The 14,876-nt window shown below is 38.8% G+C and carries 18 protein-coding genes; 1 reads left to right on the top strand and 17 read right to left on the bottom strand.

Annotated features, from left to right (window positions below):
- Nucleotides 1–28 precede the first annotated feature (28 nt).
- The 5 genes from PQ478_RS20805 to PQ478_RS20825 all read right to left on the bottom strand — a co-directional run bounded on the left by PQ478_RS20805 (nt 29) and on the right by PQ478_RS20825 (nt 7,241).
- Nucleotides 29–916 carry an NAD(P)/FAD-dependent oxidoreductase gene (locus tag PQ478_RS20805; protein ID WP_289235459.1) on the bottom strand — a complete coding sequence of 296 codons (888 nt, stop codon included), beginning with the start codon at nt 914–916 and terminating at the stop codon, nt 29–31.
- Nucleotides 917–1,006: 90 nt separating this feature from the next.
- A complete protein-coding gene (locus tag PQ478_RS20810) occupies nt 1,007–1,606 on the bottom strand; it encodes a hypothetical protein (protein ID WP_012960848.1) in 600 nt (199 codons plus the stop codon).
- Nucleotides 1,607–1,617: 11 nt separating this feature from the next.
- Nucleotides 1,618–2,814 carry a ParM/StbA family protein gene (locus PQ478_RS20815; RefSeq protein ID WP_012960849.1) on the bottom strand — a complete coding sequence of 399 codons (1,197 nt, stop codon included), beginning with the start codon at nt 2,812–2,814 and terminating at the stop codon, nt 1,618–1,620.
- A 484-nt stretch (nt 2,815–3,298) separates the two neighbouring features.
- Complete coding sequence (locus tag PQ478_RS20820; protein WP_289235460.1) at nt 3,299–4,903, bottom strand: glutathione ABC transporter substrate-binding protein; 1,605 nt, start codon at nt 4,901–4,903, stop codon at nt 3,299–3,301.
- A 301-nt stretch (nt 4,904–5,204) separates the two neighbouring features.
- A complete protein-coding gene (locus tag PQ478_RS20825; protein WP_075681683.1) occupies nt 5,205–7,241 on the bottom strand; it encodes a catalase in 2,037 nt (678 codons plus the stop codon).
- Nucleotides 7,242–7,485: 244 nt separating this feature from the next.
- On the opposite strand from PQ478_RS20825, the gene PQ478_RS20830 reads away from it, so the two are divergent.
- Complete coding sequence (locus tag PQ478_RS20830) at nt 7,486–8,256, top strand: hypothetical protein (protein WP_289235461.1); 771 nt, start codon at nt 7,486–7,488, stop codon at nt 8,254–8,256.
- A 90-nt stretch (nt 8,257–8,346) separates the two neighbouring features.
- Here the strand turns inward: PQ478_RS20830 and gvpU (PQ478_RS20835) are convergent, their stop codons facing one another.
- The 12 genes from gvpU (PQ478_RS20835) to gvpJ form a co-directional block, all read right to left on the bottom strand.
- On the bottom strand, nt 8,347–8,739 hold the full coding sequence (gene gvpU, locus PQ478_RS20835; RefSeq protein WP_075681679.1) for a gas vesicle accessory protein GvpU: 393 nt from the start codon (nt 8,737–8,739) through the stop codon (nt 8,347–8,349).
- Between the two features lie 69 nt (nt 8,740–8,808).
- The gene (gvpU, locus tag PQ478_RS20840; RefSeq protein ID WP_289235462.1) at nt 8,809–9,624 is read right to left on the bottom strand and encodes a gas vesicle accessory protein GvpU; all 816 of its coding nucleotides are present in this window, start codon (nt 9,622–9,624) and stop codon (nt 8,809–8,811) included.
- Between the two features lie 21 nt (nt 9,625–9,645).
- Nucleotides 9,646–10,560 carry a YtxH domain-containing protein gene (gene gvpT / locus PQ478_RS20845; RefSeq protein ID WP_289235463.1) on the bottom strand — a complete coding sequence of 305 codons (915 nt, stop codon included), beginning with the start codon at nt 10,558–10,560 and terminating at the stop codon, nt 9,646–9,648.
- Between the two features lie 12 nt (nt 10,561–10,572).
- Nucleotides 10,573–10,905, bottom strand: a complete 333-nt coding sequence (locus PQ478_RS20850) for a gas vesicle protein (protein WP_012960856.1) — start codon at nt 10,903–10,905, stop codon at nt 10,573–10,575.
- Between the two features lie 25 nt (nt 10,906–10,930).
- A complete protein-coding gene (locus tag PQ478_RS20855) occupies nt 10,931–11,215 on the bottom strand; it encodes a gas vesicle protein K (RefSeq protein ID WP_012960857.1) in 285 nt (94 codons plus the stop codon).
- Nucleotides 11,181–11,450, bottom strand: coding sequence for a gas vesicle protein (locus PQ478_RS20860; protein ID WP_075681676.1), 270 nt, complete (start codon nt 11,448–11,450; stop codon nt 11,181–11,183). The genes PQ478_RS20855 and PQ478_RS20860 overlap by 35 nt, the downstream gene beginning before the upstream one ends.
- Nucleotides 11,451–11,463: 13 nt before the next feature.
- Nucleotides 11,464–12,270 carry a GvpL/GvpF family gas vesicle protein gene (locus PQ478_RS20865; RefSeq protein WP_289235464.1) on the bottom strand — a complete coding sequence of 269 codons (807 nt, stop codon included), beginning with the start codon at nt 12,268–12,270 and terminating at the stop codon, nt 11,464–11,466.
- Nucleotides 12,271–12,275: 5 nt separating this feature from the next.
- On the bottom strand, nt 12,276–12,539 hold the full coding sequence (locus PQ478_RS20870; RefSeq protein ID WP_012960860.1) for a gas vesicle protein GvpG: 264 nt from the start codon (nt 12,537–12,539) through the stop codon (nt 12,276–12,278).
- Nucleotides 12,539–13,306 carry a GvpL/GvpF family gas vesicle protein gene (locus PQ478_RS20875; RefSeq protein ID WP_075681672.1) on the bottom strand — a complete coding sequence of 256 codons (768 nt, stop codon included), beginning with the start codon at nt 13,304–13,306 and terminating at the stop codon, nt 12,539–12,541. The genes PQ478_RS20870 and PQ478_RS20875 overlap by 1 nt, the downstream gene beginning before the upstream one ends.
- 42 nt (nt 13,307–13,348) lie before the next feature.
- On the bottom strand, nt 13,349–14,266 hold the full coding sequence (gene gvpN, locus PQ478_RS20880; RefSeq protein WP_289235465.1) for a gas vesicle protein GvpN: 918 nt from the start codon (nt 14,264–14,266) through the stop codon (nt 13,349–13,351).
- 30 nt (nt 14,267–14,296) lie between these two features.
- The gene (gene gvpO / locus PQ478_RS20885) at nt 14,297–14,557 is read right to left on the bottom strand and encodes a gas vesicle protein GvpO (RefSeq protein ID WP_289235466.1); all 261 of its coding nucleotides are present in this window, start codon (nt 14,555–14,557) and stop codon (nt 14,297–14,299) included.
- 58 nt (nt 14,558–14,615) lie between these two features.
- Entirely contained in the window at nt 14,616–14,876 is a 261-nt protein-coding gene (gene gvpJ, locus PQ478_RS20890; RefSeq protein WP_289235467.1) for a gas vesicle protein GvpJ, read from the bottom strand.

Genomic DNA, 14,876 nt, shown 5'->3' on the forward strand with positions numbered 1-14,876 from the left:
ATGGCCTTTGGACCATTGTGTTTATTTATTAGCATAGGGATTTATGAATCCATATGGCTGCCTGAGACCCTTCTCCCATCGCAATCGTCACTTGTTCTGAGTGAGCAGCTACATCGCCTGCTGCCCATACATGCTCCACTGAGGTCATTTTAGAGCGAGGGTCGACTACGATATGCTTGTTAGAAAGCCTCTCAGCTCCTAGCTGCTGAGCCAAATCAGAACGCACCTCATTCCCGCCAAACGCAATGAACCCTTTATTTACCTTTATCACATTTCCGTTCTTTAATCTCACATCCAAAAGAAGTCCATCCTCTTCCGTCAAAGCTGAAACCTCTTCTTGGATATATTCAACGCCTTTTTCTTTGAGTTGTTTAAGCAAATCTTTAGAAACTGTCCTTTTTTCATGGTTTATATACAGTAAGTTCTTACTCCAATAAAGAAGAGTGAGGGCCATATTGGCTCCAACATCGCCACTCCCTATAATGACAGTTTTCATGTCTTTAATTTCATACCCATCACAGTCCGGGCAAACATATACGCTTTTCCCGAGACAAGGGAGCAGCCCTTCAAGTTTAGGAAACCGGTCCATAATTCCAGTAGCAAGCAATACTCGCTTTCCTAATATATCTTCTCTGTGATCGGTTTGAAGAGTGAAATAAGTTTTATGCTTATTTATGGTATCAACTTTCCCTTGTAAAAACTGGACTCCTAATCGTACAGCATGTTCTTTTCCAATTGATCGTAAATAGTCTCCACTTACACCATCGGGGTAACCTAATATATTATGATAACTTTTACATAATAATGATCTGCCTCCATCGCTATCAATGACAAGGACACGATGCTCGTATCTTCCTAATTGAATAGCTGCTTGCAAACCAGCAATTCCGCCTCCAACAATGACACAATCATACATGGTAATCACCTCATCTATATCATTCCCAAATAAGGCAAAACCATAAAAAAACAGCTCCCCCCGATACAAATCAGAAGTAAGCTGTCCTACTCACTTATTCATTCTAGAAAGAAAATCACCTAACAAATCATCGGCATCCTCTTCTTCAGTATCCTCTAACTCTTCTGTAGCTGCCTGTTCTTTGTTCATTTGGCTCCAGTCAAAGTTCATAAGTTCATCATCTGATGTGCGAGGTGGTGTATGCTCCTCCTCTTCTGTTGCTGCAACTTCTTCTATAGCTTCTTTTTGATCATCAAAAGAAGAAAGCTCAATTTCTTGAAGATAAAGAGCCTCATCAATATCAAGTGAAGAACTATTGAGAGCCGCTAAAACAGATGTGGCACGCATCGGATCAGCCAGCAGCTGATAAACAATGCTCCCTAACAAGGCTTCAGAATGAGAGTGCTTAAGCCAATTTCGCTGTTCCTTGCTTAACTGTTTAGGCAAAGGAATCGTAACCGTTTCTCTGTCTTGTGAAAGTGAATGGCTTACCCCTTCTAATACATATTCAGCCATCTTGCTTGAAAAGTTTCTTCTCTCCGTCTCTTTTAACTTCTGAAGCTGCCTTAGAATATGATCAGGAGTATCAGAAGGAAGGCGAAAAGTAATCGCCTGCCCCCTTTCAATTCCTGTTGACCCCTTTTTTTTCATCATAGCACCTATTATTTCTTAGCCGCTTTTTTCTCTTGATGAGACTGAGGATCTTTCGCTGCTGCGACTTGATTATTTTTACGATCAAAATCAGCAATCAGCTTGTAATATGCATTAGCCATCATCCAGATGCTCTCTTTCTCATCTTCAAAGAACGCAATATTATAACCGTCTAAATTATTATTTAATGTTTTCAAGTACTCTTTTAATACCATCGCACCGCCGCCTACAAAGTAGCAAATCTCTGTTTGCGAATTCTTTTGCCATACGTTACGAAGATGGCGGTATTGCTTTTTCGCAAGTTCAAATAAAATGCGGTCTGTAATGTCATGAACACTCGTACGGCTTCCTTTAACCATGATGTGATTGCGGTCTTGCTTTTTCGTAATGACCTCAACTACATCGCGGCGAGTATCTAACTCAACACCGTGTTTCGTTCTAATTTCTTCACGGATGGCCTCAAGAGATTCAGACACCCCAAGGTTAAAGCCTTGAGCCTTATCATCATCAACATTACGGTTTTTAATAACAGCGATATCTGTTGAAAGCCCGCCGATATCTTGAATTAAAATACGCTTATCTACTAGATCACGATTAATAATATTTAAATCTTTATCCATCACTAAGTTAATGTAGGCAGCAAAGCCTTCTGGATATACTTTTACTTGGTCAAAGCGGATGTTAACTTTTAATCCTTGGTATTTAGGTGTCACTAAAAACTCTACTTGGTGAACAGAGCTTAGAAGCTGAGAACGATATCCAACATCTTTTCCTTCTTTTACTTCACGAAGCGGCAAGCCCGTCCCTAACGTATAATTTGCATCTATTACTTGATTAGACTTTTTAAACAGCTCGCCGTTTTCCGCACGAACTGCATCAAGCGCTAATGTAGCAAAAAGCATAACAAGCGTTTGATCTTCTTCAGATTTACTGCTGCCTGGGTCAAGCTCTGTCGCATTGTCGCTTTTTGTCGCTAAATTCCCCACACGATAGATCGCATTATTATCATTTAATGCGGGTGAATGGACACGGATATGTATTCCTTCTAAAGGATCTTTATCATTTAATTCCTCAATTCCAATAACAGGACGATCCTCTGTATCTCTAGCAATTACATTTGGGATATTTAATTCAAAATCAGCTTTTCCAAATAAGGCTTTAACTGAATCATTACCAACATCAATAGCTGCGATTCTACTTTTCGTCATACATGTATCAAACCTTTCCATATAAAATAATGGCTAAATAGAATAATGGATCTAAATCTATCTTTTACCATTTCTATTTAAGAGTATCTCAGCACCATCTTTCCGTCAATCACCCAATAGTTGCATTCAAATAGTATACATGTTTACATTTTTGTATACTTGTATACCATTATGTATGCATGGCTTTAAAACAGTATGTGTACTTGTTTGTATACATGTTTACATTTTTGTATACACATAGTTTACATCTTGTTTTCTTGTTTACATTTTTGTATAGATTATAAAATTACCAGTAATATCCTTCTGTTGGGCACAATTAGACTACTAGAAACGTCATATCCTCTTCTTTCAAGTCCAGCTCAGAACGCTAGTACTCTCCATCGAGCTATAAAAAAATGAGTGCGGTACAAACTATACTAAGATCATTAGAAAGGCTCCACAAAAAAGAGCCAGGCGAAACATTTCCCACCTGGCTGACTTTATACTACTTCTTTTGAATCGTTACATCTTGCAGCTGATATACACCAGATGCATCAGACCAGAACCCTTCAACACCTTCCCCTACTCCCATAATATGAGATGGGTGATATAAGAAAGCCATCGGTGATTCCTCATTTAAGTAGTTTGTTGCCTCTACATACATTTGAAGTCTCGTATCTTCATCTTGTTCTATACGTGCCTCATATAACATTTGATCAAACGCTTCATCTTGCATAAATACGCGATTACCAGAGCCTACACTATCAGAGTGGAATAACATGTGCATAGGATAATCAGCATCACCTGTACCAAGAGATAAGCCTAGAATAAACATATCATGTTCACCAGCAGTAGTAGCATCTAAGTATGCCCCCCACTCTACCACTTGAATATCAACATCAATCCCAATTTCAGCTAAGCTTGCTTGTGTAAGTTCAGCAATATCAATACGTTCACGATTATCATTTGTCCAGATTGTTGTATTAAATCCATTTTCATAACCCGCTTCAGCTAGAAGTTCTTTCGCCCCTTCAACATCACGCTCAATCGCATCTACCTCTTCGCTAAATCCAAAGTTCGTATCATTGATTGGGCCAATAGCAGCTTCACCTGTACCATCTAAAATACCATTAAGCATTGCTTCTTTATCAAGCGTCATCGCAATCGCTTGTCTAACTAATTTATTATCAAACGGTTCTTTCTCCATATTAAAGCCGAGATATGTGATACTTGCGGCATTTCGAACATAAGCTTCAGTTCCAGCCATATTTTCAACACGGCTTAAATCACTTGGCTGTACAGGGTCAATAATATGAGCTGATCCTGTCTCAAGCTCAGCAATACGTGTTAAGTCTTCAGGTACCACTCTGAATGTTACTTTATCTACCTTAGCGTTCTCACCCCAATAATCTTCAAAATTATCTAGAACGAGATGATCACCAGGCTGCCAGTTATCAAATTTAAAGAATCCAGTTCCAATAGGGTTTTCATTTACATATGTACCAGGCTGTTCTCCATTCTCTACTGCTTCGTTATCCCCGTCAATAACCTCTTTACTGATCATACTTGATGCATAATGTGCCATATGAGCAGGAAGCGGAGCAAATGGCTGCTCTGTTTTAAACTGAATTGTATGGTCATCTACTACATTAATTTCTTCCACAATTTCAAAAAGAATAGCACGCGGAGATGCTGTTGTTTCATCCAAGATACGTTCAACATTCGCCTTTACGACTTCAGCGTTAAATTCACTGCCATCATGGAAATACACATCTTCACGAAGCTTAAACTCCCAAACGTCCTCTTCAACCGGCGTCCATTCTTCTGCTAACAAAGGCTCAAGTTCCATGTCGGTGTTGTACTTTACGAGTGTTTGGTAGATATTTGACTGAACATTCCCACTTGGAACATCACTAGACGTATGTGGATCAAGTGACGTAGCATCCGATAAAACCGCTACTACAAGATCACCGCCTCCCTCTGCTTCTACTCCTTGCCCAGTCTCATCTGTCGCTTCGCCATTAGATGTTGGTTCGCTTGCACAACCCACAAGCGCCAAAGCCATAGCAATAGAACAAACACCAGCTCTGAAAAATTTGCTTTTAATCATGACATCCTCCCTTAAAATAGTCTTTTTGACACATACAAAATTACTACACTATTACAAGATTGTAAACAGTATTAACAGAAAATTTTATTTTTTTATTATTTTTAGAAACTATAGTTAAATGTAAAGTGCTGTATTTAATGCCAATCATCTAGTGTCACTAAATATATTTACTATATTTTTCCTTGATTTATGGATAAAGCTTTCTTTGTATATATTTATACTGAAATAATATGTCCTCTTACAAAAGACAAAAAAAGAGAGGGGACATGTCCCCTCTCTGTATACATATTCAACCATTTGTTTATCGGTTCCAATGGCGGTGTTCCATAACCGCTCCAGTAAGGTTTTGACTGAAAATGTTCATATCAGTTCCAGTTACTACTCCTTCTTTTTCTACAATTTCTTGTTCTTCTAGCCACTTAATACCTACATGAGTCGCCCCGATTGGCTTGAAGTGAGCATAAGCTTCTTTAATAAAGTACACAGCATCGTCTTTAAACGATGGATCAACTTCCTTTCCACCGACTACATATAAAGCATCGAACAATACAGATTCGCCAGTCAGGAAGGTGTGATCAATTTCAATTTCGCTGCCTCCTGCGCATTTTTTAATGCCTAATTTATCACTGATAAACTCTGCTTGAATCCCTTTAGACTGAAGCTCATTAAGAACTTGCTTCACTTCGTCTCCGTTAAATCCATTATCTATAATAACCCCAACTTTACGAGTATCAGGCTTTTTAATTGTATTTTCCTGACTAAGAGCCGGAGAAGATTTTGTCACACTAGAACCTTCAGATTGAGGTAGATTCGCTCCAATCGCCTCAGCTACCGGCTTTGCTAAATCCGATGTTACATGGGCAAACATCTCCACGACTTGCTGTTGAACCGACTTACTTTGAACTTTTCCGAGCTCAAAACTGAACGCTTCAATAATGTGATTTTTTTCAACCTCGCTCATACTATTCCAGAATAATTTAGCTTGAGAGAAATGATCTTTAAAGCTTTCACTTCTTTTACGAACTTTACGCCCCTCTACCTTCTCCTGATAATGAGCATAGCCTCCTTCTTCTTCAGATGCTGGTTGTGGTGTATTAGCTGCTAAAGAGTTTTTATGATAACTTACCTGTCCTTTATTAATCGTTTGACGCCCATACCCATCTCGCTGGTTATTATGGAAAGGACATACCGGTCTATTAATCGGCAGCTCATGAAAGTTAGGACCTCCTAAGCGGATCAGCTGTGTATCCGTATAGGAGAACAATCTACCTTGCAAGAGAGGATCATTTGTAAAATCAATTCCCGGTACTACATGTCCTGGATGGAAGGCAACTTGCTCCGTTTCAGCAAATACATTATCTACATTACGGTTTAATGTCATTTTCCCGATGATTTTCACAGGTACTTCTTCTTCTGGCCATATCTTTGTCGGATCGAGTACATCAAAGTCGAAGTTAAATTCATCCTCTTCGCTAATAAGCTGAACACCTAGTTCATATTCAGGATAATCTCCATTTTCAATCGATTCCCATAAGTCACGACGGTGGAAATCGGGGTCTTTACCAGCAATTTTCTGTGCTTCATCCCACACAAGCGAATGAATACCAAGCACCGGCTTCCAATGAAACTTAACAAAATGAGCTTTACCTTCTTCATTAACAAATCGGAAAGTGTGGACTCCGAAGCCTTCCATCATCCGGAAGCTGCGGGGGATGGATCGGTCTGACATTGCCCACATGACCATATGGGCAGATTCCTGATTGTTTGCAATGAAGTCCCAAAATGTATCATGAGCTGATTGTGCTTGTGGGATTTCATTATGCGGTTCTGGCTTAAGGGCATGAACTAAATCTGGAAACTTAATTGCATCTTGGATAAAGAAAACAGGAATATTATTACCCACTAAATCGTAGTTTCCTTCTTCAGTATAAAATTTAGTCGCAAATCCACGAGCATCTCGAACTGTCTCAGCAGAACCTTTTGAACCTGCTACTGTAGAGAAGCGGACAAAAACAGGTGTTTTAACAGATGGATCTTGCAAAAACTTTGCCTTTGTAAACTCTTTCATAGAATCATATACTTGGAACTCACCGTGTGCTGCAAATCCACGGGCATGAACAATCCTCTCAGGGATCCGTTCATGGTCAAAATGAGTCATTTTTTCACGGAAATGAAAGTCTTCCATTAAAGTTGGACCACGTTCGCCAGCCTTAAGGGAAAATTCATCTTCAGAAACTTTTAATCCTTGATTGGTTGTCAATTTTTTCCCTTCATCTTCAACTCGAAATGATTCTAGCTGTTGATCTTTTTTATTCTGCATTTCTCGTTCATTACTCATTTCATTGTCCTCCCTTAAACATGCAATCATTTTTTTACGGTTAATATCCAATACTCTCTACCCTTTGGAATGAATAGTAAAACAAGAAAATGATGACCATTTTAAAAGAGGTGACTTTCGATCTATTTTGTTTTCACTAGTATTTGACTCACTGGTAAATAAAGATAGTTCCACCCTCTCTACTTAATTTGTTATAATACAAGAATGAACGTAAATGACAATTAAAAAGAGGAGAAAGATGCTTGTGTTTAATGTCATCACTCAAGCTGAAACGCTTGCCGTACTAAACTCTATTGGAGAAAATATCTTCATTGCAGATAATGACTTTCAGTTAGTATGGATGAATAATTCTGCCCATCAACTACTAGAAGAAATAAAAGATGATATTCATATATCAAATTCACATGATGTACTAGGAAAGAATTTATCAATTTTCCATCGTAACTTTAATCACCAACAACATATATTAACGCACCATCTTCCTTATCAAACAAAAATCAAGCTTTATGGGAAGTATTCGGCCTTGCTAAAAGTGACAAGACTTAAAAATGAGAAGAATGAAGAGGTTGGCTACATTCTTACCTGGGATGATGTAACAGCTGCTGAGGAAGAAAATGAGAGGCAAATGTCACTGTTAGAGCAGTTAAGTACCCCCATCCTCCCTATGGCTGTCGATGACTCCCTGCTAGTTCCCTTGATCGGAACGTACGATAGCAAGCGCTTTGATCTGTTGCAGCAAAAATTATTAAAGGAGTGCGCCAAACTGGGGATAGAGTACGTCGTTTTTGATTTCAGCGCTATGATAGTTGAAGATCATGATCTAGTGGTCAATCAAATTGCAACAATCTCAGAAACAGTGTCTTTAATTGGCGCAGAGCCTATATATGTAGGGTTTCAAATACCGCTTATAAAGAACTTAGTAGCACAAAAAGTGAAACCAGAAGCCAAAATATATGGCTCTTTCAAGCAAGCCTCGACTTATTTACTTAAGAAAACTGGTTACCTGAGCTCTTAAAGATACTAGTAAAAGAAGCTGCTCCTAAGGGGCAGCTTCTTTCTTATTATTTAATACTTTTCAGGCGGAACCTGTTAGGGCACCCTATTTCTACGAGGTATTAGTAATCCTGCCTAGAAAGAAACCATCCACTTCACTCAACTTTCCTCTCCATAATCTAACGCCTGATTGTGGAATAGGATTGCTGTCTCCATAATAAATGTCAGCATGCTTTAAGTGGATATAATTCGCCTCTTCTGTTCCACTTTTTCCTGCTTCTTCACTTGCAGATGCCATCTGCTTAGATATAGCTTGAGTTATATCATCGCTATCCTCAAATCCTTCACTCAAGTCCATAAAATAATCCTTTGCAGACATCAACGTCCCTGTTATAAGACAACCATCTATTTGTAACGTAAGGTCTAACGTAAACCCTCGGTTATTAGCTGCCTGCACGAAAAATTCAAGAATGGGATCTTTCTTTAGAACTAAATCATTCCTCACCCTTCCATCTCCTCTCACCGTGCAGCCTAAGGAAGTCGATATGGTTAACTCTTATATGCTTTTTCGACTTTACTCTTCTTTTTTAGAGCTTTTGCTAGTTTTTTTTGTGTTAGAAGAACGTTTTGATCTCGAAGAATTCTTTGACTGATCCGATTTCTTTTCTTCTTTTTCTTTTTCTTGTTCTTGTTCCGGCTCTTCTTCTAGATCTTCCTCTTTCTCTTTCTCTTCTTCTTTCTCTTCCGTTTCTTCTTCTGCCTCTTTTTCTTCACCAGATTCCTCATCTGTTTCGCCTTCTTCACTAGAAGGATCTGTGCTTTCTTGCTCTTGTTCTTCCTCTTCTATTCTTTCATCTTCCTCAGGATCTTCCTCAGGCTCTTTTTCTTCTTGATCTTTATCATCATTCTCTTTTCCGAATAACCCTTTAATATTCTCTTCTAGTTGGTCTAAGCGATTGTTCAGCTTATTGCTGCTAGAATCATGACCTTCCTTTTCTTGATCTGAGGTGGTTTCCCCAGCAGAAATCTTCCCTAAAAAGAAACCGTCTACTTCACTTAATTTTCCTCTCCACAACACTTCTCCCTCAGAAGGAGTAGGCTCGCGATCTCCACAATAAACTTGCGCTTCATTTAAGTGGATAAAGCTTGCAGGAGTCTCTTCATCGCCTTTTGCAGACTCCCCTGCTTGCTTTAACTGCTCACTTAGGTGATTTGAAATATCATTTCCACCTTCAAACTTTTCACTTAATAACGAAAAGTATTCTTTTGCTGAGATCATTGTACCGGTAACCATAGCTCCGCCGACATTTAACGTAATATTTAAAGAAAAATCATGCTTATTCGCTGCGTGCACGAAGTATTCTAGTATACTATCTTGTGCGTTACTCATATGACCATCTCCCTTCTCAACTTATTTTGACGAAGTATCATCATCACTTGAGAGGGTTGTACTATTTTTAGATTTAGATTGTGATGATTTTTTTGAAGAAGTACGTTTTCTTCTTGTGTTTCCTTTTTTACTTGTTGTATTTTTTTTCGATGAATCTTTTTTGTCCTCTTCATCAGAATCCGATTCATCATCAGACTCTTCCTCTTTTTCATCTTCGTCTGAGTCTTCTTCTTTATCCTTACTATCATCGTTCTTAGAAGACTTGTCTTCCTTGTCTTCTTCTTCTTTCTCTTCTTCTTTCTCTTCTTCATCTGTGTTTTCTACTTCTTCTGGCTCTTCTTCTTTTGTGTCTTCCTCATCAGTTGAATCTTCATCATTTTTTTCTTCTTCATTCTTTTCTTCTTTATTCTCATTTTGACCGTCTGCTAATTTTGTTAACATTTCTTCTAGTCTGCCTAGACGGTCATGAAGGTTTTCATTTTCTTCTTTCAATGCTTCATAGTCTTCATTTTTAGAACTTTCTTCTGTGCTGTCAGAGTTCTCAGAAGCTGCATTTTCTTCTTCATTTGTTTCTTCATTTGTTTCTTCATTTTTTGATTCTTCTTCATTATCATCGTTATCTTTTGAGTCATCGTTGTGGTTGAATAAGCTCATAGCGGAATTCTTAATTGAATCTGCCGCTTGCTTCGATTTTTCTTTTGCCATCTGACCGAAATCTGATCCTTTGCTCTTTAGCTTGTCGCTGTCGATGCTGTCTTTAATTCTCTTTGCGTTCTCAGGTGTAGCCAAATAACCAACCGTTGCTCCAATTAATCCCCCCGCAATGGAACGCTTAATAGGACTGCCGTTTGAACCTGTTTCCTCGTTCGATGTACCTTCATTATTTGTTTGCTGATCCTCTGTTTGATTCTCTACTTTTTGTTGTTCTGCCATCATAAAAACCTCCTATTAATAATTAAACTCCGTCTGGTCTAAACGGTTTGTATTTAATTTATTTTCAAGAGACTCTAATCTCTCTTTTAACTTCTCATTTTCTTCTTCTAAAGCTTTTGTGCTGTTATTTGAGGCTTTTGAACTTAAGTAAGGGTCTGTTTCCCACCAGTCCATACCAATTTCTTTTGCTTTATCAACTGAGGCTACAATTAAACGGATTTTAATCGTTAATAGCTCCACATCAGCAATACCAACTGTGATATCACCTGCAATAACAACGCCTTTATCTAATATTTTCTCTAACACATCTACAATCGTGCTTGACTGCATCGAGTGTTCGACTGCCATAATCAAGTCCTCCTTACTAATCTAGTTAAAGCAAACTTCCTAGGGGACCGAGGTCAATGTTTAAGTCATCGGCATCAAGGCCAAATATACTTTTTAACTCTTCCATTTTCTCTTCTAGATTCATTAAAGCTTCACCTAAATTTTCAATTTGTTCATCCGTTAACGTACCACCTTCAACACGCCGCATTGCATGCCGCTCAACAATCTGCCGCAAGAGCTCGATAACGGTAAGAACTAGCTGTGCTAAGCCATGTTCAGCTTTATCAGGATCTAAATTAATTCTTCCATTTGTTCGGCTGGCCGGTTGCATCCATTAACTCCTCCCTTTGTAAATCAAAGTTTTCTGATGAAACAGGAGTATTCTGTTGTGCCTGAACGAGAGATTCTACAGAGGCAATTAAAACTCTTAAATCTAGATAAACTAGATCTACCCCCGCAATAGAGATCACTAAATCAGCTTTAATCGCCACTCCCTTATCAAGAATTACATCTAAAATATCAATCAATGCGATATCTTTGTCCTCAATTGATTCTCTTAGAGACATATTGATTCCTCACTTATGAAAACTGGGAAAAGTGGTAGGCTGGCCACGGACCGGATGCGACAAACTGCCATCCCTTTTCTCCCATTTTCTTTTCATAGTCTTGAATTTGTTCTAAGAACGTTTCTACCTTTTCTTTAGGAATGAGATATACTCCATTCCATGTCATGTTCTCTTTCTTTCCGGTTACATCCTTGTTCCAGTTTCTTTTCACTGTACCTTGCAAAACATAACCGAGCAGATGATTATGGACCTCTTCACCGACACGTTCTTTCTCAGCTTCTGCTTCCTCTGCGATGACTTTATCTAGTTTCTTATTCTCAAAAAACTGCTTGCCTCTCGGTAACTCTTTAATCTCTTCTTTTCTAGCTTCCACTGCAGGGTTATTCTTTGCTACTTCTTTATGAAGCAGCTGATCATCGCAATAGATCTTAACATTCCACTCTTCGTTGCCTTTAAGAGAGCTGAACGTTTCAGCAAGTTTTATCTCGTGATCTTCAATGGTTTTCATTAAACTCTCTTCTGATTTATACAACGTACAAAATTTAAGCGGAATTGTCGTATAGCTTTTAGCTAGCTGCATCACGGTCTCATGGTGATGGAAGGCTTTTTCCTGAAGCCACTCCATATCTTGATCAACACGTTCTTTGATCTTCTCTTCTGAATACTCACTACCATCTAATTTGCAAACAACAGCACTGTGCTGCCCTATTTGGATGGGATAAAGCTCACCCTCTTGATCAAACCCTTTCATTGATGGAAGCGGCTCGCTGCTTAATTCAGGTGTTGGAATGAGCCCGTATAAATAAATTAATTGTTCCATCTTTCCTACTCCTTCTCTCTTCGCTGAGCCATCTGCTCCCACTGTTCAATCTCAAGCTGTTTAGCCACTTCATATCGAGTAAGCAGCTCTTCTTCCTTTGCTTTATAAGCTTCCTCAGGAATTTCGCCAAGTTCATACATCATTTGGAGCTGGATCAGTTTTTGTTGAATCGTCGGCAGATCATAAAGCTCTTTATCTGCTTCTTCTTTCACTTTTTCACCAATTTTGATGACAAGGTTAATGGGGGCCGTTACCAGCTTATGAATCATCAGCTTTCTTCTACTTTCAATCTAATATTCACAAAATTATAGGCTGGCCATGGACCTGTGTAATTAAATTCCACTTTGTCATTCCACTTTTCATGAGCCTCATTAACCTTTTGATCAAACTCTTCTTCTTTGTCTCGGTCGACGAGAAAAGAGGCGTTTAACAGCATCGTTTCTCCTATCGGATCATTGGCTTTTGCAGCCACTCCCGCCTTTTCTAATGGCTCATAGACCTTTTCCTTCACTTCGTTTTGCAAGGTCTTCATAAATTGTTGAGCGGCATCTCCAATTTTAATCCGTTCATAATAACTTGCTGCTTCAGATTTCCCTTTAACAGAATGCGCCATCTTCTCTAAATTTGTATTTTCCTTCACTTTAGCTTCTAGCCATTCTTTTTTAGCAATCACCTTTAATCCGACTTCAATTTTTCCTTTTATTTCTGGAAACAGCTTTGTAAATTGGGGATATAAATTCTCAAGTAATACTCCCACGTCTTCTGATGACTGAAATACATTACCAAAACTAACAGGAATAACTGTGTCTTTTTTGTCCATTACGACTGAAACAACGTGTTGATGCATCATCAGATTCTCTTTGTTTGGGTGATAGATCTTCATTGGAACATCTGCTGCTACCATCGCGGCATTTTTATAACGCACTGTAAAAAGTTTTCGCTTCTCGCCTTCAATTTCTACTTCTCCAAAATCATCATCTACATCCGTCTCTATCCCGCAAAATATATACGTACCCATTTTTGTCTCTTGACTCATTCTTAAAAACCCCTTTATTTATGCTATTTCTATCTCCTGACCTTAATTAGAGACATTCATTTGTTTTAGTGCTTTCACTATTAGTTCTTCTGCTGCTTTGATTGGTTGCTCTGTTTCAATACAGCGGCTTAGTTGATGACTTAGGATGTCTAAACATAACTGCTTGAACTCCTCATTTTCTCCATCAATGGCTATGCCCTCTTCTACGACCAGTTTCGCAATCATGAGTGAAGCTCTTAAACTTGGTCCGTTCTCACCTGAACACTCATCTCTTAACCTCGAGACAAGAGTCGTAATCTTCTTTGCCTGACTCTCTTCAAGTCCATATTTACCCGCTGCAATATTCGCTTCATAGTCTTGATCTTTATAATCCACAACAATCGATATTAAGCGATCTAATAAAGCATCCTGGGTTTTAAACACTCCGGCATATTCTTCTGGATTACTTGTGAAAATGACTCTAAAATCAGGATGAACAGGAACAAACGGTTCGGTTTTCTTTGAACCGTACAGGGGCAAGATCTTCTCTTCAAGAATGGATAAAAATAGATTATTAGTTGTAGGCTTAGATCTTGTGAATTCATCGTAAACAAGCGTATAACCATGTTTAACCGCTTCAAGCAGCCGTCCATCTCTCCAGGTTTCTTGGACACTTTCGTCCTTTTTGTAAACAGAGCGTATATAGTTATCAACGATCTTCTTACTTGTATAGCCTGTAAAACCACCAATTAAATCTTTATTATCTAACTCATGATTCCCATGAATCAGCATAACCGGACGTCTCCTCTTCTTAGCAAGGGCGAGTGCCAGAGATGTCTTCCCGGCCCCTGTTGGACCTGTGTAATGAATAGGGTAGCCTGCTTTTAAATAACGCAAGGAGCGAGTTAGCAGCTGTTTTGTGTCTTCATCTTGGATTAGAGCTTCAGTTTTTGTTTTGACCTTATCTTTTAATACAGTCACTAGGCATCCCTCCTACTCATTACTATTCTTTCATTGATCTATGGCACTTCTGTAACGCACCTCACGCCTTCTAAAAGAAGTCACTTCCTTATCCTCATTTAGAGCTACATCGTATACACCGATCATTTCGTCTTTTGCATACTTTTTCATATATTCCTTTTCTTCAATGACTTCAACAATTAAGTGCCAGCCGCCATTCTCCGCTTCTTCAACTGCCGTTATTTTATGAAGAGGCGCAACGTGTTCATTGAAGAAGCCAGCAACATTATTCATGATTTCTTTTATTCCCATAGTGCCCTCCTGCTTATCAGGCAATGTGCAGCCGACTTAAGCCGGCCGACAATGCCATTTAAATACTAAATGCAGCATTTCGTTCATTTGACTGCTCTGGCAGCCCTTCCTCTTCTACCTCATCACGAAGGAGACCTACTGCTTCTGCATAACGTAACCAAGTATCCACACTTGCAATAACGACACGTGCCTCAACTGTTAAAATTTCAATCCCTACTACCGAAACTCTCACAAAAGCATCAATAACAATCCCTTTATCTAAAATCCGGTCAATTACCTCTGCTAAACTTGAACTATCGGTACTTTTTTGAACAGCCAT

The organism is Alkalihalophilus pseudofirmus (assembly GCF_029094545.1).
Classification (GTDB): Bacteria; Bacillota; Bacilli; order Bacillales; family Bacillaceae_D; genus Alkalihalophilus; species Alkalihalophilus pseudofirmus.